The sequence below is a fragment of the Sphingopyxis sp. NJF-3 genome, from assembly GCF_053514865.1.
Window position 1 is genome coordinate 3116512 of record NZ_CM130726.1, and the last position, 23137, is coordinate 3139648.

25 protein-coding genes and 2 pseudogenes are annotated in these 23137 nt (G+C 64.5%); 17 read left to right on the forward strand and 10 right to left on the reverse strand.

Going from position 1 to position 23137, the window contains the following annotated elements; all coding sequences use genetic code 11:
- The first annotated feature begins 133 nt into the window (after positions 1–133).
- Together ACOTSS_RS15150 and ACOTSS_RS15155 are read left to right on the forward strand one after the other, a co-directional pair.
- Entirely contained in the window at positions 134–481 is a 348-nt protein-coding gene (locus tag ACOTSS_RS15150) for a RidA family protein (RefSeq protein ID WP_448688938.1), read from the forward strand.
- Between the two features lie 145 nt (positions 482–626).
- Complete coding sequence (locus tag ACOTSS_RS15155; protein WP_448688939.1) at positions 627–1694, forward strand: YncE family protein; 1068 nt, start codon at positions 627–629, stop codon at positions 1692–1694.
- A 69-nt stretch (positions 1695–1763) separates the two neighbouring features.
- Here the strand turns inward: ACOTSS_RS15155 and ACOTSS_RS15160 are convergent, their stop codons facing one another.
- Together ACOTSS_RS15160 and ACOTSS_RS15165 are read right to left on the reverse strand one after the other, a co-directional pair.
- Positions 1764–2390, reverse strand: a complete 627-nt coding sequence (locus ACOTSS_RS15160; protein WP_448688940.1) for an aldehyde dehydrogenase family protein — start codon at positions 2388–2390, stop codon at positions 1764–1766.
- Positions 2391–2559: 169 nt separating this feature from the next.
- Positions 2560–2880 (reverse strand): annotated as a pseudogene (locus ACOTSS_RS15165) (ATP-binding protein); the annotation flags it as partial.
- Between ACOTSS_RS15165 and ACOTSS_RS15170 the strand changes: the two are divergent.
- From ACOTSS_RS15170 to ACOTSS_RS15180, 3 genes and pseudogenes are all read left to right on the forward strand, one after another.
- A pseudogene (locus ACOTSS_RS15170) lies at positions 2879–3190 on the forward strand (transposase); the annotation flags it as partial. The pseudogenes ACOTSS_RS15165 and ACOTSS_RS15170 sit on opposite strands and share 2 nt — an antisense overlap.
- A 502-nt stretch (positions 3191–3692) precedes the next feature.
- Positions 3693–3878 carry a YdcH family protein gene (locus tag ACOTSS_RS15175; RefSeq protein ID WP_448688941.1) on the forward strand — a complete coding sequence of 62 codons (186 nt, stop codon included), beginning with the start codon at positions 3693–3695 and terminating at the stop codon, positions 3876–3878.
- Positions 3879–4106: 228 nt separating this feature from the next.
- Positions 4107–4586: an Hsp20 family protein gene (locus ACOTSS_RS15180; RefSeq protein WP_448688942.1), complete on the forward strand. Its 480-nt coding sequence runs from the start codon at positions 4107–4109 to the stop codon at positions 4584–4586.
- A gap of 102 nt (positions 4587–4688) precedes the next feature.
- On the opposite strand, the gene ACOTSS_RS15185 is transcribed toward ACOTSS_RS15180, so the two are convergent.
- Together ACOTSS_RS15185 and ACOTSS_RS15190 are read right to left on the reverse strand one after the other, a co-directional pair.
- Positions 4689–4958, reverse strand: coding sequence for an usg protein (locus tag ACOTSS_RS15185; protein WP_184644391.1), 270 nt, complete (start codon positions 4956–4958; stop codon positions 4689–4691).
- Complete coding sequence (locus tag ACOTSS_RS15190; protein WP_448688943.1) at positions 4955–5182, reverse strand: hypothetical protein; 228 nt, start codon at positions 5180–5182, stop codon at positions 4955–4957. The genes ACOTSS_RS15185 and ACOTSS_RS15190 overlap by 4 nt, the downstream gene beginning before the upstream one ends.
- A gap of 261 nt (positions 5183–5443) precedes the next feature.
- Here ACOTSS_RS15190 and groES point away from each other — a divergent pair, with 261 nt between their 5' ends.
- Both groES and groL read left to right on the forward strand, forming a co-directional pair.
- The gene (gene groES / locus ACOTSS_RS15195; protein ID WP_448688944.1) at positions 5444–5758 is read left to right on the forward strand and encodes a co-chaperone GroES; all 315 of its coding nucleotides are present in this window, start codon (positions 5444–5446) and stop codon (positions 5756–5758) included.
- A gap of 47 nt (positions 5759–5805) precedes the next feature.
- Positions 5806–7425 (forward strand): chaperonin GroEL, encoded by a 1620-nt coding sequence (gene groL / locus ACOTSS_RS15200; protein WP_448688945.1) that lies wholly within the window; start codon positions 5806–5808, stop codon positions 7423–7425.
- Between the two features lie 537 nt (positions 7426–7962).
- Here the strand turns inward: groL and ACOTSS_RS15205 are convergent.
- Entirely contained in the window at positions 7963–8451 is a 489-nt protein-coding gene (locus tag ACOTSS_RS15205) for a GFA family protein (protein WP_448688946.1), read from the reverse strand.
- Between the two features lie 383 nt (positions 8452–8834).
- Between ACOTSS_RS15205 and ACOTSS_RS15210 the strand changes: the two genes are divergently transcribed.
- Positions 8835–9749 carry an MBL fold metallo-hydrolase gene (locus ACOTSS_RS15210; protein ID WP_448688947.1) on the forward strand — a complete coding sequence of 305 codons (915 nt, stop codon included), beginning with the start codon at positions 8835–8837 and terminating at the stop codon, positions 9747–9749.
- 151 nt (positions 9750–9900) lie between these two features.
- On the opposite strand, the gene ACOTSS_RS15215 is transcribed toward ACOTSS_RS15210, so the two are convergent.
- Entirely contained in the window at positions 9901–10788 is an 888-nt protein-coding gene (locus ACOTSS_RS15215) for a LysR substrate-binding domain-containing protein (RefSeq protein ID WP_448688948.1), read from the reverse strand.
- A gap of 98 nt (positions 10789–10886) precedes the next feature.
- On the opposite strand from ACOTSS_RS15215, the gene ACOTSS_RS15220 reads away from it, so the two are divergent.
- The 9 genes from ACOTSS_RS15220 to ACOTSS_RS15260 all read left to right on the forward strand — a co-directional run bounded on the left by ACOTSS_RS15220 (position 10887) and on the right by ACOTSS_RS15260 (position 19495).
- A complete protein-coding gene (locus ACOTSS_RS15220) occupies positions 10887–11636 on the forward strand; it encodes an SDR family NAD(P)-dependent oxidoreductase (protein ID WP_448688949.1) in 750 nt (249 codons plus the stop codon).
- A 22-nt stretch (positions 11637–11658) separates the two neighbouring features.
- Positions 11659–12084: a hypothetical protein gene (locus ACOTSS_RS15225; RefSeq protein WP_448688950.1), complete on the forward strand. Its 426-nt coding sequence runs from the start codon at positions 11659–11661 to the stop codon at positions 12082–12084.
- Between the two features lie 76 nt (positions 12085–12160).
- Positions 12161–12766 carry an outer membrane protein gene (locus ACOTSS_RS15230; protein WP_448688951.1) on the forward strand — a complete coding sequence of 202 codons (606 nt, stop codon included), beginning with the start codon at positions 12161–12163 and terminating at the stop codon, positions 12764–12766.
- A 103-nt stretch (positions 12767–12869) separates the two neighbouring features.
- Positions 12870–13406: an RrF2 family transcriptional regulator gene (locus tag ACOTSS_RS15235; protein WP_448688952.1), complete on the forward strand. Its 537-nt coding sequence runs from the start codon at positions 12870–12872 to the stop codon at positions 13404–13406.
- Positions 13406–14059, forward strand: a complete 654-nt coding sequence (locus tag ACOTSS_RS15240; protein WP_448688953.1) for a response regulator transcription factor — start codon at positions 13406–13408, stop codon at positions 14057–14059. The genes ACOTSS_RS15235 and ACOTSS_RS15240 overlap by 1 nt, the downstream gene beginning before the upstream one ends.
- Before the next feature lie 94 nt (positions 14060–14153).
- Positions 14154–14534 (forward strand): response regulator transcription factor, encoded by a 381-nt coding sequence (locus tag ACOTSS_RS15245; protein ID WP_448688954.1) that lies wholly within the window; start codon positions 14154–14156, stop codon positions 14532–14534.
- 23 nt (positions 14535–14557) lie between these two features.
- Complete coding sequence (locus ACOTSS_RS15250; protein ID WP_448688955.1) at positions 14558–16564, forward strand: ATP-binding protein; 2007 nt, start codon at positions 14558–14560, stop codon at positions 16562–16564.
- A complete protein-coding gene (locus ACOTSS_RS15255; RefSeq protein ID WP_448688956.1) occupies positions 16561–18420 on the forward strand; it encodes a PAS domain-containing sensor histidine kinase in 1860 nt (619 codons plus the stop codon). The genes ACOTSS_RS15250 and ACOTSS_RS15255 overlap by 4 nt, the downstream gene beginning before the upstream one ends.
- A gap of 244 nt (positions 18421–18664) precedes the next feature.
- Positions 18665–19495 (forward strand): alpha/beta fold hydrolase, encoded by an 831-nt coding sequence (locus ACOTSS_RS15260; protein ID WP_448691362.1) that lies wholly within the window; start codon positions 18665–18667, stop codon positions 19493–19495.
- A gap of 78 nt (positions 19496–19573) precedes the next feature.
- Here ACOTSS_RS15260 and ACOTSS_RS15265 read toward each other — a convergent pair whose 3' ends face one another.
- The 4 genes from ACOTSS_RS15265 to ACOTSS_RS15280 all read right to left on the reverse strand — a co-directional run bounded on the left by ACOTSS_RS15265 (position 19574) and on the right by ACOTSS_RS15280 (position 22932).
- The gene (locus tag ACOTSS_RS15265) at positions 19574–20116 is read right to left on the reverse strand and encodes an LOG family protein (RefSeq protein ID WP_448688957.1); all 543 of its coding nucleotides are present in this window, start codon (positions 20114–20116) and stop codon (positions 19574–19576) included.
- A 62-nt stretch (positions 20117–20178) separates the two neighbouring features.
- A complete protein-coding gene (locus ACOTSS_RS15270; RefSeq protein ID WP_448688958.1) occupies positions 20179–21258 on the reverse strand; it encodes an SDR family NAD(P)-dependent oxidoreductase in 1080 nt (359 codons plus the stop codon).
- Positions 21259–21275: 17 nt separating this feature from the next.
- A complete protein-coding gene (locus ACOTSS_RS15275; RefSeq protein ID WP_448688959.1) occupies positions 21276–22487 on the reverse strand; it encodes an NAD(P)/FAD-dependent oxidoreductase in 1212 nt (403 codons plus the stop codon).
- A gap of 136 nt (positions 22488–22623) precedes the next feature.
- Positions 22624–22932, reverse strand: coding sequence for a hypothetical protein (locus ACOTSS_RS15280; RefSeq protein ID WP_448688960.1), 309 nt, complete (start codon positions 22930–22932; stop codon positions 22624–22626).
- Positions 22933–23137: the final 205 nt, after the last annotated feature.

Sequence of the window (23137 nt, forward strand, 5' to 3'; positions counted from 1 at the left end):
ACAATGTATTAAAACACTCAAAAGGACATTTCAACGATGGATGCCACCCTCCCCCTCCCCGGGGGGATGGTGACCGGCGCGCTGCTGCCCTTTGCCTTCCTTCCGCCTCGAATCGCGAATCAGGGAGAATGAAATGAAGATCGAACGCCTCGACGGCAACGCGCGGATGAGCCAGGCCGTCATCCATAACGGCATCGTCTATCTTGCCGGGCAGGTCGGCGCCGCCGGCGAGGACGCCGCGACCCAGACACGCGCCATTCTCGCATCGGTCGACGCGCTGCTCGAGCGGGCCGGCACCGATCGCTCGCATTTGCTGCAGGCGACCATATGGCTCGCCGACATGGCCGACTTCGCCGCGATGAACGCTGTGGGGGACGCATGGGTCGACGGCGCCAACGCACCCGTCCGCGCTACGGGGGAAGTCCGTCTCGCCGCGCCGGACTACCGGGTCGAAGTGATCATCATCGCCGCACTGCCCTGACGCGGAAAGATCCGTCAGCCTCCTTCCCGTCGGCGCGTGCTTCGACGATATTGCATTTTTTACATTTATAAAACATTTCGAATGTGGAAAGAGGAGCGATCGAAGGAGCGGCCTTCGCTTCGCCAACACCAAGGGAGAAATGCGAATGACGAAAAGGATCAAGACGGGCGCGCTGCTGCTGTTGCTGGCGGCGTCGGCCTCGCCTTCGGCGCCGTCCCGCGCGGCAGACGACCTCCTCTACACGCTCGACAGCGCCACCGTGCTGCCAGGCGTCGGCAGCGACTGGGACTATATGAAGATGGAGCGCGACGGCCCGCGGCTCTTCATCGCTCGCCGCAGGGACGGGCTGACTGTCTTCGACGTCGACAGCCGGAAGGTCGTCGCGACCATCGCCAATTCCGTCGGCGCCAATGGACCGCTGCTTCTCCCGCAATATAATCGGGGCTATGTGGTCACCACCGAGGGCGATCTCCTGAGCTTCGACCTCAAGACGCTCGCGGTCATCGAACGGGTGAAGCTGTCCGACGACGGCGGGCTCAACACCATCTCGTTCGACCCGTCGACCAAGCGGCTGCAGGCGGTCGTCGGCCAGCGCCCGAACCGGTCGACCTGGTTCACGCTCGACCCCGCGACGGGCAAGCTGCTTGGCAAGAAGATTTTCCCCTTCACCAAGATGGACGAGCCCGCCGCCGACGGCAAAGGCAATCTCTTCGCGCCCGCGCGCTACGACAATCTGCTGCTGAAGCTCGATTCGCGAACGCTGGAGGAGACCGCGCGCTGGCCGATCGCCTGCACGCAGGTCGTCGCGGTCGAATATCAGGCGCACACCGACCGCCTGCTGATCGGGTGCCGCGGCGACAAGCCGGTCTTCATCGCGCTCGACGCCTCGACGGGAAGGCAGATCGCGTCGATCCCGATCGGCAAGGGGATCGACGGCATGGCGGTCGACGAGAAGCGGGGGCGTATCCTGACCTCGAACGGCGCCGATTCGACGCTGACCGTGATCAAGCAGGATGGACCCGACAGCTACCGGTTGCTCGGCAATGTCCAGACCCGTCCGCAGGCGCGGATCATGCAGATCGACGAGCGAACGGGCAATCTGCATCTGATCACCTCCGATGCTACGACGCCCGCCCCCGCGGCGGACGGGACGACGAGCCCGCCGCAGTTCCATCCGAACAGCTTCGTCGTGCTCACCTACAAGCCGATGTGACGTCTCCGGATCGGCGCCGTCCTGAGCGGCGAGACGCCGATCGGACATATCCCGGCGCGGAAAGACGCCTCAGATGGGCAACTGGTAGCTCGTGACCGCGGCAGTATAGAAATGGCGTGCAGCGCGTCCCTGCTCGCGCGGGCCGTGGCTCGACGCGCCGCGCCCGCCGAAGGGGGCGTGATAGTCGACCCCGGCGGTGGGCTGGTTGATCATCAGCATCCCGGCCCGCGCCCGGGCCTTGAACGCTTCGACATGGGCAAAGGACCGCGTGCAGAGGCCCGCGGAGAGCCCGAACCGGTTGCCGTTGAGCCGATCGATCGCCCCGTCGAAATCGGGAACGCGGAACAGCCCCGCAACCGGCCCGAAAATCTCCTCTTGCCCGAGCGGAGAGTCGGCTGGCACGTCGAGGAACAGGGTCGGCGGGTAGAAGGCATGCGGAGCATCGACGGCGCCGCCCCCGGTTGCGGGCCGCGGCCCCGCCGCCTCGACGGCGCGGACCGCGGCCGCCACGCCCTCCTTCTGCCGGAGCGAGACGAGCGGCCCGATCGCCGTTCCGGGCACCCGCGGATCGCCCATCGACAGCACTGCGATCCTTGCGATGAGACGCTCGGCAAGGTCATCGGCGACCGCTTCCTCGACGATGATGCGCGAGGTGGCGGTACAGCGCTGGCCGGCCGCGAAGAAGGCGCCTGTCAAACGGCGTTCAAAAGGGACCCCCTATCGGCGTCGAAGAGGGACCCCCTTTTCGGATATGATGCCGGTTAGTTGAAGGTCGCCTTGCGCTGCGTGCGGCGGAGGGCGGGCGTAGCCCGACCGGAGGCGCGCGCAGCGCAAGATAGATTTTTGAAGGGGCCGAAGGTGGCGGTCAGCTGCGGTTTTTGAAGCGCCAGCTGTCGTTGCCCGTCTCGATGATATCGCAGTGGTGGGTGACGCGGTCGAGCAGCGCCGTGGTCATCTTGGGATCACCGAAGACGGTAGGCCACTCGCCGAAGGCGAGGTTGGTGGTGATGATGACGCTGGTGCGCTCATAAAGCTTGCTGATGAGGTGGAACAGCAACTGCCCTCCGGAGCGGGCGAACGGCAGATAACCGAGCTCGTCGAGCACGATCAGGTCGAGCCGCGACAGCTGCGCCGCCAGGGTCCCGCCCTTGCCGATCCGGGTCTCCTCTTCGAGGCGTGTCACCAAGCAGGTCATGACGCTCGCCGCCGACGAGTTCATCCGCCGCTTCCTCCTCCACGCCCTGCCGCGCGGGTTCCACCGCATCCGCCACTATGGCCTCCTCGCCAGCGCACGCCGCAAGGACCATCTCGAACGCGCGCGCCACCTCCTCGATGTCGCACCGCCACCGACCGAGGAACCGACCGACGATACAGAGCCCCGGCCGACCTGCCCGTGCTGCGGCGGTACCATGATCATCATCGAGGTCTTCGAGCGCCGCTATCTGCCTCGCGCACCGCCACCGCCATCCCTCGCACCCGGGACACCTGCGCCGTGATCCGGCACGGCCTCGTGCAGACGCGATCCAGCGCACACCCGCGCCTGGAAGCGGACCCGCTCACGCCGGCGCCGCCCAAAAGCAGACGCCACACCACCAAAATCGGCCCGTCTGCTTTTGCAGGTCCGCTTTTACGACCCATATCCAGACGATCCGCTACCGGAAGCGTCCGCTTTTGGGCTGCGCCCGGCTACCCCACCATCAGCGCAAAACAGCTTTCCCCATAGCTCGGCTCATGACCACCGCGGTTCGGGCACCGAAGACTTTCTGACGCCTGGCGGCGTCTGAAACTCTCAACGATTGGAGACGGTCTGCTCCCGAGCGCCGGCCCGAGATAGCGGACACAAGATGTCAGAAACTCGTCATTCTAATCGCAGTTGTTGCCCACAAGGGCGTGAATGCAATAGGAACCTCAACCCATTGAAATCGGGGACGGTCCTTTCTTATATCCTCTCGGCAGCCAACGCGGCTGCTACATCCTCAACTTGGCATGGAGAAGAAGATGTCCAGCAAACATATTCACTATCTCCGGCGCGAGCATGCCCGCCTCAACGCCGAAATCGATCGGGAAGCGCGGCAACGCCTGCCCGACGAGGTCCTGATCGCGCGGCTCAAGAAGCTGAAGCTGGCGGTCAAGGACCAGATCGCTGCGTGGAACAGTGACATGGGCAGAAACCGCGTTGCCTGACCCATCGCGGAGCCGCTCACCGCGGCTCCGCACCTCGGTCACGGCCGACATTTCCGATCTCTGCGACGAGCTGCCGCGCAGTGTCGATCACGGATCTTGAAACCGGAAAATGACTTCCTAATTTTTTCGCGGACGCCGGATTTTCGGGTTCTTCAGGACATAGAGAGCGCCGGCTCTATGTACCGGCGCATCTCATGCCCGAATTGCTTCAGTCAGGAGGATTTGGAAATGAGAACCGACTTTGACTTTACCCCCTACCGTCGCTCGACGGTGGGCTTCGATCACCTCTTCGATCTGCTCGAGAAAGGGCAGCGCAGCGAGACGTCCGACGGCTATCCCGCCTTCGACATCGTGCGCGAGGCCGACGACCGCTTCCGGATCACGCTGGCGGTTCCGGGCTTCAAAGCCGACGAGATCGAGATCGTGGCGCAGCAGAACCAGCTGACGGTCTCGGGCAAACCGGCCGAAGAGGATGCGAAGAGCACCTATTTGCACCGCGGCATCGCGCGCCGCGCGTTCGAGCGTCGCTTCCAGCTCGCCGACTATATCGAGGTCGGCGGCGCGAGCTTCGCCGACGGCCTGCTCGCGATCGAACTCAACCGGGTCATCCCCGAGGCGATGAAACCGCGCAAGATCGAGATCGGCAGCAACGCCGCCGAAGCGCGCCGGATCGGATCGTCGAAGGAAAAGGCGCTCGAACACGCCTGACGTCCTGCGGGGCCGCTGGTTCAGCAGTGGCCCCGCTTCCCTTCAATACAGGAGAGTGGTCCGGCTAACCACCGGGCATGCGAAAACGCCTCCGTCGCCCGGTCAGTCGATCGCGCGGATAATATCCGCCGCGCGCCATTCGGCGGGTCCGATCAACGCGTCATGCGCGATCCGCACCGAATGAAGCGCGGCTTCGATCTGCCGACGCCACATCGCCAGAAAATCGAACAGCACCGGGAAGTCGGGCGGAAGATCATAGTCCTGCCAGACGTACAGCTGGAGCAGCGACGGGTGATCGGGCCGGTAATAATGGATTTCGGCGGTGGTCAGCCCATAGCCGTCCAGCTGCGCGATCAGCGCGCGGTCGGTCATGGCGCGCGCGCCTCGCCGCCGTCGAGCGAGCGGAGCGCCGCGAGCACGTCGTCGACCGGAACGGCGCGGCGCGCGCCCGGCGGTTTGCGAAGCGCAGGCTTGTTGCGGACCGACGCGCGGTCCGATGCCCAGGATGCGAGAAGAGCGCGCTTGACCTCGGGCTCGAGGCTCGGGTGACGCGCCACGTCGAAGGGGTGAAGAAAACGGGAAAATGGCTCGGACATGATCGTGCCTCCTTCCTTGTTGCCATTCCTTTCTCGTCCTGCGGCAAGGTGCCGCGGGACCAGATTTTGGGAGCGAAGCGAGTCGAGTCAAGAGGGCGCAGGCTGTTGATAAGGGGTGTTTTGTCACTCTCCCGCAAAGAGTGCCAAAAAATTTCAACCGCCCTCTTGAAGCGAAAAAATCCGCTTCCTAGCTCATCGGCGCCGCGCGTCCCGGACAGGCGCGCCGGCTTATCATATCGTTATGCAATATGGAGGTTATGCATGCATTTCCGTCCCTTGCACGACCGTGTGGTCGTCCGCCGCATCGAAGCCGAGGAGAAGACCTCAGGCGGCATCATCATCCCCGACACCGCCAAGGAAAAGCCGCAGGAGGGCGAAGTCATCGCCGTCGGCCCGGGCGTCCGCGCCGAGGACGGCACCATCGCCGCGCTCGACGTCAAGGCCGGCGACCGCATCCTGTTCGGCAAATGGTCGGGCACCGAGGTTCGCATCGACGGCGAGGAACTGCTCATCATGAAGGAGAGCGACATCCTCGGCGTGATCGAGCGGGCCGAGGCCCTCAAGCAGGCGGCCTGACGCCGCATCCATCCAGCAACTGAAAGGACATCAAGAAGGAGGTCAAAATGGCTGCCAAGGAAGTGAAATTTGCGTCGGACGCGCGTGATCGCATGCTGCGCGGCGTGGATACGCTTGCGAATGCAGTGAAGGTCACGCTGGGCCCCAAGGGCCGCAACGTGGTGATCGACAAAAGCTTCGGAGCGCCGCGCATCACCAAGGACGGCGTCACCGTCGCCAAAGAAATCGAGCTTGCCGACAAGTTCGAGAATATGGGCGCGCAGATGCTGCGCGAGGTCGCATCGAAGCAGAATGACAAGGCCGGCGACGGCACGACGACCGCGACCGTGCTCGCGCAGGCGATCGTGCGCGAAGGTTCGAAGGCGGTCGCGGCCGGCATGAACCCGATGGACGTCAAGCGCGGCATCGATCTTGCCGTGACCAAAGTCGTCGAGGACCTCAAGGCCCACGCCAAGTCGGTCGAGGCGAACAGCGAGATCGCGCAGGTCGCGACGATCTCGGCGAATGGCGACGAAGAGGTCGGCCGGATTCTCGCCGAGGCGATGGAGACGGTCGGCAATGAGGGCGTGATTACCGTGGAGGAAGCCAAGAGCCTCGCGACCGAACTCGAGACGGTCGAGGGCATGCAGTTCGATCGCGGTTACCTGAGCCCCTATTTCATCACCAATGCCGAGAAGCTGAAGGTCGAACTCGACGATCCGTATATCCTCATCCACGAGAAGAAGCTCTCGAACCTGCAGGCGATGCTGCCGCTGCTCGAAAGCGTCGTTCAGTCGGGACGGCCCTTGCTCATCATCGCCGAGGATGTCGAGGGCGACGCGCTCGCGACACTCGTCGTCAACCGCCTGCGCGGCGGGCTCAAGGTCGCGGCGGTCAAGGCGCCCGGCTTCGGCGACCGCCGCAAGGCGATGCTCGAGGATATCGCGGTGCTGACCGGCGGCAATGTCGTCAGCGAGGAACTCGGCATCAAGCTGGAGAACGTCACGATCAACATGCTCGGACGCGCCAAGAAGGTCGTCATCGACAAGGATAACACCACGATCGTCGACGGCGTCGGCGGAAAGTCGGACATCGACGCCCGCGTCGCGCAGATCCGCCGGCAGATCGAGACGACCACTAGCGATTATGACCGCGAGAAGCTGCAGGAGCGGCTCGCCAAGCTCGCAGGCGGCGTCGCGGTGATCCGGGTCGGCGGCGCGACCGAGGTCGAGGTCAAGGAGAAGAAGGACCGCGTCGACGACGCGCTCCACGCGACGCGCGCGGCGGTGGAAGAAGGCATTCTTCCCGGCGGCGGCATTGCCCTTCTCCGCGCGCTGAAGGCGCTCGAGGGCCTGAAGGCCGCGAACGACGACCAGCAGTCGGGCATCGACATCGTCCGCCGGGCGCTCCGCGCCCCGGCGCGCCAGATCGCCGACAATGCCGGCGAAGACGGCGCCTGGATCGTCGGCAAGCTGCTCGAAAGCGAGGAATATAGCTGGGGCTTCAACGCGGCCACCGGCGAATATGAGGACCTCGTCAAGGCCGGCGTGATCGACCCCGCCAAGGTTGTGCGCACCGCGCTGCAGGACGCGGCGTCGGTCGCCTCGCTGCTGATCACGACCGAAGCGCTCGTTGCCGAGCTGCCGAAGGACGAGAAGGCCGCGCCCATGCCGGCGATGGACTTCTGACGTCGGAGGGCGGCGGGGCAACCGCCGCCCTCACCCAAACGACGCACTGCAGGAGGATGGTGCAGAGCGGCACGCCTTTTCTTCGGAGCGCGAGTGAAACCTTTTGTCGCTAGCCGCATTTGGACGGCACACAGGCTTTCCGCAGATCGTTTCGTCTACGCCGCCATGTGTATCTTTTTACGTACTGCCGCGCGGTCGTCCGGCGCCACGTCTCAGTCGGACGACCGCCGGCGTGCGCTTTCGTGGACCCGCTACTCGCACTTCCAGCTTTCGTGCATACTGCAACTGGCCGGTTGGAGAATGGCAGGTTTCGGCAACGCATCCGGCTATAGCTGCCGTTCCCTCTCCGTTTGGCAGGTCAGCCATCGCCAAGATAGCCGCCGTTCGCGGGCGCGATGCCGGTCGTTAAAAGCTGTCGTACATTCAGGCTAACGCGATGGCTGGAACCGGCCGCTATCCGCACTGGCAGGAGGCGCTCGACTGATGCCAGTTGATGCGCAGCGGCCTGTTCCGCCGCAGTCACTCCAATCCGGAGCGCTAGTCGATCCAGAGACCCCGCGCCCGGTGCCAGTCCTCGAGCGCATCCTCGGGATATTCCTCGAAGCATTGATCATCCGGGCCGATCAGGGGTTCGACCCAGGATGCTTTCGACGCGAGCATCATGTGCACGCTCGACGGCGCCTTGGGCAGGTCACTATCGATCGCCGAGGCGAATGGATGGAAAAGATCGGGATATTCCGGACTGAACACCCATAATGCGCTGGCGCATCTGGCGCAGAAATGGCGTTCGGCCGAACTGAGCTTGCAGCCGCCCTTCCCGTCATCCAGATCGGCATGGAAGACTGCGGTCTCGCCCTCCACCGTTAGCGTTCGCTTGTCGGCGTGGAGGTTGATGGCATAGCCACCTCCCCCAGCGGTCTTTCTGCATATCGAACAATAACAGCGCATGAACGGTACGGGCGCGTGGCTGTCTGCGGAGAAACGGACCTCCCCGCAGCGGCACGACCCTTCGAGCTTCAGGGGCATAGCCAGATCCTTTCGCATCGGAAAACTTGCGGAACGGAGTATAGTTGCGTCGGAAGCCCTCCGGAAACGAGCCGCTGGACCCGGCCGTTTGCAGACCGGCAGCTCTTCACAGCCACATAGCAATAGCAGGCGTTCGGCTAACCGCCCGGCTCTGATTTGTCCCAGACCATCCTCCGACCACCAACTTGGTCGGATACGTAACACCGACAGGCCCAAGTCACTTATGTCGGACGACTCCCAGGTTGGCCACGCCTACCAATGCCGACTAACCAACCTGTCCGAAGGTATGCCCCAACCGATTCCTCGACCCAATCGACCGCGAAGAGGCCGGCACGTAGCGTCCGGAATGTCGTCACTGAGACGGCATTCTGGAGGATCGAGACATGAAGCCCGATAGTATTGCAACGCCCGAGAAATCGGGTTTCGAGGAACTGGTTCCGTCGCGTTACGCGCTGCGGGTCGGCGAGATCGACGTTCTCGTCGTCAGCGATGGCGTGTTGCCGCTGCCCACCGAAACCATGGCTACCAATGTAGACCCCGACGTTCGCGCCCAGTGGTTCAAGGACATGTTTGTCGGACCCGACATGTTCGACTGGGCCCTGAACGTCCTCGTACTGCGCAGCGGCGACAAGGTCATCCTCGTCGATGCAGGCCTCGGCGGACAATTCCCCGGTTTTCCGCGCGCCGGCCAGTTTCCCAAACGGCTGGAAGCGGCAGGGATCGACCTGGCGTCGGTCACCGACATCGTCATTACGCACATGCACATGGACCATGTCGGCGGGCTGCTGGTCGAGGATGTGAAGAAGCGCCTGCGCCCCGACGTGCGGATTCATGTCACGACCGCCGAGGTCGCCTTCTGGCGAACCCCCGATTTCGAACAGACCGCGATGCCGAACCCGGTTCCGGCGGTGCTGCGCAAAACCGCCGCGCAGTTCATCGAAGCCTATGGCGCAAACCTAAAGACCTTCGACGAGGAGCAGGAAATCGCGCCCGGCGTGATCGCCAGGCTTACCGGGGGGCACACGCCGGGACACTGCGTCGTTCATGTCGCGTCGGGCGGCGAGCGGCTGACCTTCGCCGGCGATGCCCTGTTCCCTGTCGGCTTCGACCACCCCGACTGGCACAACGGCTTCGAACATGATCCCGAGGAATCGGTTCGCGTACGCGTTCGTCTTTTGCAGGACGCTGCGGCGAGCGGCGAATATCTCGTCGCGACGCACCTCCCCTTCCCGTCGGTCGGCCGCGTTGCCGTCGATGGCGACGCCTTCCGATGGGTCGCAGCCTTCTGGGACTTCTGATCGCTCTCCAAGGCTCTCCCCCCGGGGCGCGTGTTCGCGGCATTGCAGGAATACGCGCCCCACCCGGTCGACCAGACGAGGCGGCCCCTCTGCGGAAAGGCAAGAGATGCACAACAAGGCTGAACCGGCGCCGCGCTCCGCCACGGGGCGATCAAACCGAATGGGGCGCGAGCATCCCGGCGAGAAAATCCATGAACAATTGCACCCGCAACGGGGCGAGGCGACCGAACGCGTGGAGGGCCTGGATCGGGACCGACGCAAGCCTGCCCTGCGGAAACACCTCGACAAGGCACCCTATCGCAAGGTCATCGGCGACCGCAAGACGGAGAAGCTGCGCCACCCCGACACCGCCGAGCGCCGCGATCCGCATCGCCTGCCCCGAATCCGTATCGAGGACGCCTTCGGGAAGCAGTTCGCTGCCGTCGGCAAACCGGATCGGATAAGCGCGCGCGCCAAAGCGGTAACGGATGTGCGGCAGACCCGCGAGCGCCTCGCGCGTGGCGGGAGGACCAACGCGACCGAGCCACTCGGGGGCCGCGACGAGAATGAGCGGCAAGGTCGCAAGGCGGCGGACCATCCAGTCGACATCCGCGACCTCCCCTACGCGCAACGCGACATCATAGCCCTCGCGCACCAGATCGACATGGCGGTCGGTGATGCTGATCTCGATCTTTATCTCGGGATGCCGCGGCATGAAGTCGCGGGTGATCGACTCAACGAGTGCGGGTCCGAGCACGCCCGGCAGGCTGACGCGGAGCAGGCCGCGCGCGGCGCCGCTCAACACGTCACCGGCATCGTCCAGCGCACGCAGCAACGGCGCGACGCGTTCATAATAGGTGGTGCCATCGACGGTGAGCGCAAGCGAGCGGGTCGAGCGCAGGAAGAGCTTCACACCGAGACGCTGTTCGAGCCGCTCGACGTTCTTCGATACTGCCGACGGAGTGGTTCCGGCGATCCGCGCCGCCGCGCTGAACGAGCCCGCCTCCACCGCGCGAACGAAGGCCTGAAGCCCGGTCGTAGATTCGGGTCCGATCGTCATTCGATAGTTTTTGGAAAAGAAGATGTGCCTTTGTCCATACTAATTTTCCACGAGAGAAAAGCCAAATCCGTTCCTCTCTCCAACAGCAGAGGTGGATTATGACAAATCTGAAGGGAAAGGTTGCGGTCATCACCGGCGGCAACAGCGGTATCGGGCTCGCGAGCGCCAAGCTCTTTGCCGAACAAGGCGCACAGGTGGTGATCACCGGGCGGCGTCAGGACGCGCTTGATGACGCGGTCCGCGCCATCGGCCCCGCCGCGACCGCGATCCGCGGCGATGTCGCCGACCCGGCGCATCACGCCCATGTCGCCGATCTCGTCCGCGAGCGCTTCGGCGGCGCCGACATCTATATGGCGAATGCGGGCGTCAACACGATCACGCCCTCGACCGAGGTCTCCGAAGCCGAATATGATGCGCAGTTCGGCATCAACGCGCGCGGCACCTTTTTCGGCGTCCAGGCGATCGCACCCGTGCTTCAGGACGGCGGATCGATCATCCTCGTCGGCTCGCTGGCGAGCGAGAAGGTTCTGGATGGCCACGCCGTCTATGCGGGCAGCAAGGCCGCCATCGGCGCCTTTGCGCGAAGCTGGGCGCTCGAATTCAAGGCGCGGCGCATCCGCGTCAACATGCTGAGCCCCGGACCGACCGAGACCGAAATCCTCGGCAAGCTCGGCGTCGCCCCCGAAGATCGCGATGCCTTTGCCGAGATGATGGCGGACGCGATTCCGCTCGGGCGCCTTGGCCAGCCGATCGAACTTGCCCGCGCCGCGCTGTTCCTCGCTTCCGACGCCAGCAGCTTCGTGACCGGCATAAACCTGCGCGTCGACGGCGGCATGGCGCTGCTTTGACCCTCATTGGAAGGACTTAGAAATGACCGATACTCCTATCGCCCCCGCCATCGCCGCGCTGATCCACGACGTCGTCCATGTCGGCAGCGCTTACGACATCGACGGCATGGAAAAGCTCTACACACCCGACCAGACCTTCCTCGTTCTGGGCAGCGACGGCCATGTGACGCGGGTGCGGCGCGACGATTCCATCGCCGAATTCCGCGCGCGCCGCGACACCGGCGAGGAGCCGCTGTCGACCGAGCATCGCGTGTTGCACGTCGAGCAGCAGGGCGATCACGCGACGGCGATCCTCTATCGCCGCATGAGCCCTAAGGCGCCGCCGGCGATGTACGAGCTTCGCCTGCGCAAGGATTCCGGCACCTGGATGGTTGCCGGTGAAACGGTGACGCCCTGGCCGGGCGGCATCGATGGCAACTTTCTGCCTCCACGTCGGAAAGCGGCCTGACCCAGGGCGCGCGCGACCTCCCCCTCCCCCGTCCGCGCGCGCCCATTTTTCTCAGAAAGCAAAAAGGAACAGACCCGTGAAATATCTCGCTCTCCCCCTCGGCGCAGCCCTGGCCGCTGGAATCGCGGCGCCCGCTGCCGCGCAAACATTCGATGGCCCCTATGTCGGCGCGCAGGCCGGCTGGAGCCAGAGCAAGCTTGGTTCCGTGGATACCGATCTCGGCACGGCCGGGATCGACGACAAGCGCGATTCGGCAACCGCCGGCATTTTCGTCGGCTACAATATCCAGCCGACCGCCGGTGTCGTGCTGTCGGCCGAAGGGGCGGTGAATTTCGGTTTCGACGATGGCTTGGCGCGCTCGCAAAAGGACAGGTCGGCCGCGATCAATCCTGAATATGGCTTCGATCTCGGCGTTCGCGCCGGCTATCTCGTCGCCGACAAGACGCTCGTCTACGCACGCGGCGGCTATGAGAATGTCCGGACCGCGGTGCGGATCCTCGACCTGGAAGGGCCGCGCCGGGGTAAAGACAATCTCGATGGCTGGTCGGTCGGCGGGGGCGTTGAGCGTTTCGTTACCGACCGTGTCTCGGCGCGCGTCGAATATCGTTACAGCGACCTCGGCAGTGGCGGCACCAAATGGGACCGGCATCAGGTTCTCGCGGGAATCGCCTGGCATTTCTGACGCCGGGCCTCGCCCGCATCCGGCGTGAAAAGGACGCAAGCTATTGACAGGGTAGGAAAGGATTTTCTTGCCCTGTCAAACGCGGACAAATATACTCCGCGTTATGGCACATCTGACCGCGAGCGTGGAATATGGCCTCCATTGCCTTCTCGGCCTGGTCGACGCAGGCGAGACGCCGCGTAGCGCACGCGACCTGGCGACGTTTCAGGGGGTGTCGCCGACATTTGCCGCGAAGATTTTCGCAAAACTCGAAAAGGCGGGAATCGTTATTGCGGCCGAAGGCGTGCGCGGCGGTTACCGGCTTTCGCGCACTCCCGAAGCGATCAGCGTGCTCGAACTGGTCGATGCGATCGAAGGCCGCAAACCGCTCTTCGAATGCCAGGAAATCCGAACGCGCTGCCCGCTTTTCGATGGGGAGGCCCCCGAGTGGGCTACCCGCGGTGTCTGCTCGGTCCACGCGGTCATGCTCAAGGCGGAGAAAGCGATGCGTGATGCGCTGGCGAGCGAGACACTCGCCGATATCGGCGGGCGGCTGGAACGCAAGGCGCCGAGCGAATTCGGTGTCGAGACCAGGGCCTGGTTTGACCGGCGGATCGCCGCGCGTCGAGCCCCTCCAGCGCAAACGAAGGATATGCAATGATGGCCAGTCATAGCGTCGAGGCGGAAGAAGCTCCGCTCGTGTTCGTCGTCGATGACGACGAGGAAGTTCGCACCGCGATCAGCGAATTGATGCTGTCGGTCGGGATCGAGGCCGAATGCTGCGCCTCGACGCGCGATCTCGTCGATTCACCGCTGCTCGATCGCGCGGGCTGCCTTGTCCTCGACGTCCGCATGCCCGGGTCGAGCGGGCTCGACCTCCAGCAACATCTTGCGTCGACCGGGGTCTCGAAGCCGATCGTCTTCCTGACCGGACATGGCGATATTCCGATGTCGGTCCAGGCGATGAAGGCGGGCGCGGTCGATTTTCTGACCAAGCCCGTGCGCGACCAGACGTTGCTCGATGCCGTCACGGCGGGCATCGAGCGCGATATCGCCGACCGGGCGAATGCGCAGATCGTCCGGCAACATGCCGAGCGCTACGCGACACTGACGCCGCGCGAAACCCAGGTCATGCGCGAGGTCGCGCTGGGTCGGCTGAACAAGCAGATCGCCTACGACCTTGGCATTACCGAGATTACCGTGAAGCTGCATCGCAGCAACGTGATGCGCAAGATGCAGGCCGCATCGGTCGGCGAACTGATTCGCGCCTGGGAAAAATTGCCCGCCGAGGTGCGGGAACCTGCCGCGGCCTAGACTTTGGTATGGTTATAATGGCTTACAAGCTGCGCGACATTGACCCCATCGGCCCCGGAGGCCGCGTTGAAGAGGATGTCGCCGCTTGCCCCATATGCCGACCGTCGCGATCGTGGACGATGACGAGGCTGTCCGCGAAGCCTTGGGCGACCTGCTGATGGTCTCCGGTCTCGCCTGCCAATGCTTCGAAAGCGCGGCAGGCTTTCTGGCGGCGCGCCAATCCCGCCGCTTCGATTGTCTCGTGACCGATATCCGCATGCCGGGAATGACCGGAATCGAACTGATGGAGCGCCTCAATAACGAACGCGCCCAATTGCCTGTGGTGGTCCTGTCCTCGGTGCTCGACGGGGCCACACGGGCGAAAGCGCTCGCGCTCGGCGTCAGCGCCTGGCTTGCGAAGCCAGTAACCGATGCGCATCTGCTCGGCGCGATTGCGACGGCGATGGAGAATGCGGATCCGGACGCGGAACGATGACCGCGGCACTGTGCGATTCGCCTATGCCGGATGAAACCGGAATCGCCGAACTTGCTTCGGAAAGCATCGTCGTTCTCGATCCGCAAGGGGTTGTGGGATATTGGAATCCGGCTGCCGAGCAGCTCTTCGGATGGCCCGCGCTGGCGGTTCGAGGCACTGACGTCACCCGTCTCTCTCCCGTGCCCGACGAAGAGGCGCACGCCTGGTCGCAGCTGTTGCAGGAAGGAGCGTGGGAGGGGCGTATCCAGCGGCTCACGCGCGACGGCGACGTGCGGATCGCGGAGGCGCGGCGGCACCTGCGCTACGACGCGGCCGGGGCGGTGCGCGATGTCGTCGAATATGCACGCGCAGCCCATGACGCACGCGACACGACTATATCGGATGGCCCCGTCTCCGACCGGCTGATGGCCGCGAGCTGGGAAATCGACGTCACGCCCGCTGCCGATATCCTCGGCCGTATCGCAGAGCAGGCGCGGGACATGCGGAAAGATGAACGCGACGATCTTTACCGCCGTCTCGTCGAAACCGCGCGGATCGTCGACGTCAACGAACGGACCGCGCGGCTGGTCGGCGGCAACCGCGGCCGCGCGCTGATGGCAGGGCAGTCGGTTGCGGCCTTTTGGCCGGTGGCAAGCCGGACCATCCTTGCCGGCCTCATCGTCGAGGCGCTCGGCGACGGCGAAGGAAAGCGTTTCCATCGCCGCCTTGCCTCCGACGGTATCCTGCGCGACCCCCTCGTCACCACATGGCGGGCAGGCGCCGATCGGCCAGGACATTTGTTCATTACCGTGAATGGGGCGGCGGACGACGATCGTTCCTATCTGTTTCTGCGCGCGAGCGAGGCACGCTATCGCAAGCTCGTCCATTATATGCCGGTCGCGCTCTGGCAGGTCGACGCCAGCCGTATGGGAAAGATATATGCCGAGTTGCGCTCGCGCGGCGTCACCGACTTCGAGCAATATCTCGAAGACCATCCCGAGCTCGTCGAACTGGCCGCGACCAGCGTCCCGGTGACCGACGTAAATCGCAGCGCGATCGAGCTCGTCGGAGGAAAGGATGTGCAGGACCTGATCCGTCCTGTCGGCTATCTGTTCGCCGAGAGCCCGGCTTCGCTGCGCCGTGTGATGATCGGCCGATTCAGCGGCCACAGAAATTACAGCGAACTCATGAAGCTCCGGACGCTCGACGGACGCGTGCTCGACGTGCGCTTCTCGGTCACCTATCCCGAACCGCTCATCGAACTCGATACCACGATATTCAGTCTCGAAGACGTGACCGAGCGGCTGCGGATGGAGACGCAGCTCAGGCAGGTCCAGGCCGATTTCGGCCACGCAGCGCGCATCGCGACGCTCGGCGAACTCACGAGCTCGATCGCGCACGAGGTCAACCAGCCGCTCGCCGCGATCATGACCAATGCCGAGACGAGCCTGCGCTGGCTTGCACGCCCCGAGCCCGATATCGGCAAGGTCCAGCAACTCACGACGCGCATTGCGACCAGCGCACGGCGCGCCGACGATATCGTCCAGCGCATCCGCAGCATGGCAGTCAAGCAGGCGCCCGAGTCGACGCCGCTGGCACTCAACGATGTCGTTCGGGAAAGCCTGTTGTTCGTTCATCACGAGATCGAGCGGCGCGCCATCCGTGTGACAACCGACTATGCCCGCAGGCTTCCGCTGGTCATCGGTGACCGCATCCAGCTTCAGCAGGTCGTCGTCAATCTGCTGATCAACGCCGTGCAGGCCGTCGAAGGACTGGACGAAGCCGAGCGCGAAATTCTGGTCGCGACCGGAACCGAGCCAGGTGATTGCGCGATTCTCTCCTTGCAGGACAACGGGCCTGGAATCGCGCCCGAGAATCTTGATCGCATCTTCGACGGCTTCTTCACGACGAAGGCGCAGGGCATGGGCATCGGCCTTGCAATCTGCCAGTCGATCGTCACCGCACATGGCGGCGCGTTGTCGGCTTCCAATCGTGCCGAAGGGGGTGCGGAGTTCCGCGTCGCGTTACCGCGCGCCCGCTCCTTGACATGATCGAGCCCATTGGCCTCCTCACCGGCTTCGGTATTGGCGTTACGGCAGCTGTACTAATCCGAAGGCGGCGCATCGAGACGAACGGCGCGTCGGCTCCTGTTCACCCCGACGACCGCGAAGCCATCGCACAGGCCGAAGCGCGGGCCTTCTGCAGCGGTGTGCCACAGGTCGTCAGCTATCGCCGGCGCGCCATCGAAGGCGGCTGGCGGTGGCACGAATATCGCGCCGATCCCCCCTACTCCGCGAACGTCACCGTTCCGCCACTGGTGCATGCCCCGGACGATGCTTGGACGCTGGCCGCGTCGCTGGGGGAAACCGGAGATGCCGTGCGCGCGGCGAAGATCATCGAGGATGTTTACGGCTCCGCCTTCGCCTTCGACGCCGAAGGGCAATTCACCTATGCCACCCCGATGGCGCAGGCATCGCTCGCGATGACGCTCGACGATTTCAATGCACCGCTAAGCGACAAGCCCTTCCTGGACGGCGGCGACCTTGGCTGGAAGAACGGGGTGCATCCCGAGGATTATGAAGATGCCGCCGCCGAACTGCGGCGCTGCATGCGCACCGGCGAACCATTCAACTATGAGTATCGCGTGCTGCGCGCGAGCGGGGATTATGTCTGGCACCGCTTCGCGATCCGCCCGGCGTGGGCCGAGGACGGCCGCGTCACGGGTTGGTACGGCACCGGCTTCGACATCGACGTCTTCCGCAAGACCGACGAAGCCTTGCGCGAGAGCGAACGCTCGCTGCGCGAACTGGTCGAGACCGCACCGGCGCTCATCTGGTGCATGACACCTGCGGGCGAGCCGATCTATTTCAGCCGCCGCCTGCGGGAGTTTTTCGGCTTCGACGTCGCCGGGAAGGATAGATCTGGCGTATCGCGGCTGCGGAGCCTTCTCGACGCGGTGATCCACCCCGACGACCTCGACCGGGTAAGCGAGCGCTTTGCCCATTCGCTGCGGACCGGCGACGCCTATGCCCTGACCCATCGCCAACGCCGTTTCGATGGCGTCTATCGCTGGGTCGAAACCCGCATCGCCGCGATGCGGGGCGAAGATGGCGCAATCGTGCAATGGAACGGCGTGTGCCTCGATATCGAGGACCAGGTCCGCGCGCAGGACGAATTGCGGCAGGCGCAGGACAAGCTGGCGACGGCGAGCCAGGCGGCAAGCCTCGCCGAACTCTCGGCATCGATCGCCCATGAGGTGAACCAGCCGCTCGCCGCAATCATGACTAACGCGCAAGCCTGCCGGCGCTGGCTGGACACGGACCCGCCGAACGTGGAACGTGCCCGGACGATCATCGAGCGAGTCGATCGAAACGCCCAGTCCGCCGCCGATATCGTCAGCCATATCCGCGCGCTCTTCAGCCGAACCACCGGCTCGCGCACATTATCGGCGCTCGGCCCGCTCGTTGAGGAGGTTCGCGAGCTCCTCGCCGAACAACTCGCGCGCAGCCAGATCTCGTTCGACATCCGGCTGGCGCGGAACCTGCCGCCTGTTCCGATCGACCCGGTCCAGATCCAGCAGGTTCTCGTGAACATCGTTCGAAATGCAGTCGAAGCGATGGCCGATGTGCCGCCAGATCAGCGAAAGCTGCGTTTGGAGGCCATCCTCGCAGAGGATGCAGTGCGAATCGAGATCAGCGATACGGGGCCAGGACTGCCCGAACCCGATCGCGCCTTCGAAGCCTTCTTCTCCACCAAGGCGGAGGGAATGGGCATGGGGCTCGCGATCTGCCGCTCGATCATCGAAGCGCACGGCGGCCACCTCCAGGCCGAAAACAGCACTCCGGCGGGCGCGTGCTTCACCTTCACCCTGCCCCTTGGTCGGCAAGACCCCCCAACCTTTGCATAGCGTGGGCGCTTCCCCCGTATAATCGTGAATCCGCACCGATTCATTATCGCAGACGAGGCCGGTTACGCCGAAGCGCAGCTGGCTCGATGCGAAGGATCACGACATGTCTCTACTTCATGATTTCATGGTCGACCGCCGGGCGTTCGTCGCCACCGGCGGCGCTGCGGCCTTGGCGGGCAGTCTCGGTTGGCCGACGGTGAGCCTTGGCGCAACTCCACCCACCATAAACCAAGGAGCCGATCCGATGAACTTCATCACCGCCGCCGATGGCGCACAGATTTTCTACAAGGACTGGGGGCCGCGCGACGCGCGGCCGCTCGTCTTCCATCATGGCTGGCCGCTGACCGCCGACGAATGGGACAACCAGCTCCTCTTCTTCCTCGCGCAAGGCTACCGGGTCATCGCGCACGATCGGCGCGGTCACGGTCGTTCGACCCAGACCGACCACGGCAACGAGATGGACACCTATGCCGCCGACGTCGCGGCGCTGGTCGCCGCGCTCGATCTGAAAGGCGCGGTGCATATCGGCCATTCGACCGGCGGCGGCGAGGCGGCACACTATGCCGCGCGCGCCAAGTCCGGCACCATCGCGAAGCTGGTCCTGGTGGGAGCCGTTCCTCCCGTCATGGTCAAGAAGGCGAGCAACCCCGGCGGTCTTCCGGTCGAGGTATTCGACGGGTTCCGCAAGGCGCTGGCCGAGGACCGCTCGCAATTCTACCTCGATATCGCTTCGGGTCCCTTCTACGGCTTCAATCGCGACGGCGCCAAGGTCAGCCAGGGCCTGATCCGGAACTGGTGGCGCCAGGGCATGGTCGGCAGCGCCAAGGCGCATTACGACTGCATCAAGGCCTTCTCCGAAACCGACTTCACCGAAGATCTGAAGAAGATTCAGGTGCCGACGCTCGTCATGCACGGAACCGACGACCAGGTCGTGCCCTTCGCGGATTCCGCGCCGCTGTCGGCCAAGCTGCTCGCGAAGGGCTTGCTGAAGGCTTATGATGGCTATCCGCACGGCATGGCGGCGACCCATGCGGACGTGATCAACGGGGATATGCTGACCTTCATCCGAAGCTGACAGGAAAAGGCCGGGACGAACGGTCGCGTTCGTCCCGGCAACCGCCGGTGCAGCACCGATATGATCAGCACAAGCGGATCACCGTTCCGCCCGGCTGATCCACTTCCCATCGGCGGGTGCCCGATAGTGCGCCATGGCGCGCAGGATCAGCGCCGGATCTCCCTCCACGAGCAGCATGTCGCGATGGACCGGCTTCAGAAAGCCCTGTCCCACCACATGATCGAGGAACTCCAGCATCCCATCGTAAAAGCCAAGGACGTTCAGCACCGCGCACGGCTTGCCATGGCTTCCAAGCTGAGCCCAGGTCCAGACCTCGAACAATTCCTCGAGCGTTCCGATCCCTCCCGGCAGCGCGATGAAGCCGTCGGAGAGATTTGCCATGAGCGCCTTGCGCTCGTGCATCGAGTTCACGATGCGCAGATCGGTCAGGCCGAGGTGCGCTACCTCCTTGTCAACCAGCGCCCGCGGGATGACCCCGGTGACATGGCCGCCCGCCTCCAGCACCGCATCGGCGACCGCGCCCATCAACCCGACCGACGCACCCCCATAGACAAGGTCGATGCCGCTTCGCGCGAACTGTTCGCCAAGCGCCCGCGCGGCCTCGACATAGGCTGGCGCCACGCCCGCGCTCGATCCGGAAAAGACACAGATGCTGCGGCGCCCTGTTGCCGATGCTCCGGATGTCAGCAGCAATATCCAGGTTGACGAATGCCGAGGAGGCGCGCGCTTTCCAGCCACAGGGCTTCCGCCGTTTCGGGATCGATCGCGAACGGACGCACACCGGGTCCACCAAGTTCGCCGTCCGCTTCGACGGGCGCGATATCGCAATCCTCGCAATAGACCCCGCCAATGCCATCGAGGTCGGGCGAGGTGGCACACCAGATCGTCGTCGCGGCGCCTTGCTGCGCATTCTTCATGTCACGGGCGGGATCGACGACCGGCGAACCATCCGCTCCCACGGCACCGAACTGCTCGATCTCCTCGCGGGTCAGGTGCTTGGCGAGCGGGCCCAGAATCGAGCCGGGATGCACCGAATAGGCGCGCACGCCCCGATCGGCCCCGCGCGCATCGAGCGCCACGGCAAAAAGCGCGTTCGCCGTCTTTGCCTGACCATAGGCCAGCCATTTATCATAGGCGCGGCGGCTGAAATCAAGGTCGGAGAGATCGAGCCCGCCAAGCTGATGCGCGCGCGAGGAAAGGGCGACCACCCGCGCTCCGTCGGCGCGAAGAAGGGCCGACCAGAGTCCAGCCGTCAGGCCGAAATGCCCGAGATGGTTGGTCGCAAACTGGCCTTCATGTCCTGCCGCATCGCGGAACAGCGGGGTTGCCATCACCCCGGCGCTCAGGACGAGGAGATCGAGCGCTCGCCCGCTGTCGAGGAAGCTGGCCGCGAAACCGTCGATTGAGGACGGATCGAGGAAGTCCGCCGCCGCCACCTCGACGTTCCGGATATCCGACAGCGCTTGCCGCGCCGCGCCTGCATCGCGGGCCGGCACGATCACCGACGCCCCCTGCGAGGCGAGAATCCGGACCGTTTCATGACCAAGGTTCGATGCGCCGCCCGTTACGATCGCGGTCTTGCCGGAAAGATCGGCACCGAGCGCGACTTCTGCGGCGGTGGTGAAAGGGCCAAAGGTCGTGCCAAGCGGCCTCTGAAAGGCAATCATATCCGTTTCCTTTTCGATCGAAAACGACGGGCCGGTCGGCGGCCCGCCGTAAAAATTTTGTTGATGGACGGCGCGTCGATGCCCCCGCTTGTGCAAGGCCAGCCGACGCGCTTTCAGAAATCGATGGTGCGGGCGTCCAGTGCGTTCTGGAAGGCCGCCGCCTTCTCCGCCACCGGCGGATAGATCCACACGCTGTTGACCTCCATCTTGACCTTTTTCGCCTCGACACCTGTCAGTTCGACAGCCCGAGGCGACCATCCGCGCGTGAAGATCGCGGCATCGGGGCCCAGGTCGAGGCACACGACATAGGACGGCTGGTCATAGGACAGCACCGGCTCGCCCAGCAGGTCGGCCGCGGCATTGTGACCGGCGAATGCGCCCAGCCGGCGCGCATGCTGGCACGACATCAGCGAGAAATTGCCCTTGTCGTCCGTCGCGGCTTTTGCGGTATCGCCGGTGGCGAAAATATGCGGCGCACCGGGGACGCGCAGGTCGGGATCGACGATGACCCGGCCAAGATTGTCGCGATCGGCGGGCAGCTGCGCTGTCAACGGCGACGCGCGCATGCCCGCCGACCAGATTACAGTGTCGGTTTCGATCCGCCTGCCATCGTCGAGGATGACACCGCCCGCGTCGAGCCCGGCAATGCCCGAGCCGACGATCGTTTCGATGCCCAGTTCCTCCAGACGCGCCTCGATATAGGGGCGGGGCTCCTCGCCCATGTCGCGGCCGACGCATGGACCATGTTCGACGATGATCACCCGCACCGGCGTATCCTGCCCCAGAATCTCGCGCAGCCGGCTTGGCATCTCGGTCGCAACCTCGATCCCGGTAAAACCGCCGCCGCCGACCACGACCGTGTTGCGCGCCGGAGAATCGGGCCGTTGTGCGAGGCCATGCAGATGATTGTCGAGCGCGACCGCGCCGTCGCGATCGGTCACGCTGTGGCCATAATCGGCAAGGCCGGGGATCGGCGGTTGGAAGCCGTGACTTCCCGCTGCAACGATCAGGCGGTCATAGGGGAGGATGTCGACGCCTCCGTCGCCTTTAACGCCAATATGTCCCTTCTCTGCGTCGATGGTCTCGACCCATCCTGCGCGAAAGTCGATGCCGGTCGCTGCGAACACCTCTCCCAGCGGCGCGGCCATCGATGCCGGATCGCGTTCGTAAAGCCGCGGCCGGACAATCAGCGCGGCCTCGGGCGCGACGACCGTGACCTTCAGATCGGCAGGCGAAACGCCTTTCTCGTCGCGCAGGCGCGCCGCCGAAAGAGCGGCGAGCAGCCCGGCAAAGCCGGCTCCGATAATGACGATTTCCTTTGCCATGCGATGTCTCCTCGGTGGATGGGACCTCCGCAGGACCGTTTGCCGGGCGTGGAGGATGAGTCCGATCATCGCGAGCGGCGCGGCGATCGCCTATCGTGCGAGGGGCTAGCCGCGATACACCGACGGCGAAGCCGATCTATTCCTTGGAACAGGGCAAACCGGCGGGACTCTGTCGCCGTTGGAATTGCCGCGTTTTCCGCGCCGGCCTCCAGAAGCGGAACGACAGCGCAAGCAGGCTGGCAGCGACAAAATCGCGTTCGACCGGCGACAGGCGCATCGAAAGCGCAACGAGCGTGACCATGGTTTCAAATGCAGGAAGTGGCGCGCTGACGAGCGGCTCACGTCTCCGCAATCGCTTCCCTTCGCTGACCAGGCTCGACACCAGTTCGAGAACCGCAAAAGCGGCGACAGCAACAACAACGAGACGCGGCGCGCCCGCCGGCAAGGCACATGCCCAGCACCCGAGTGCGAGTGCCGAAGGAAGGAGCCCCCTATCCTCCCTCGATAATCCGAGCGCATGTCTCCGGCCGCTTATTCGGCTTGGGCGTGAATCTGTTTGACGTTCGGCTCGCATGACATTTGTCCCGGTGATCCGATGACAAAATGCGTGCAAGACGGCTCCTCAGCCATTGTACGGGGAGCATAGCACC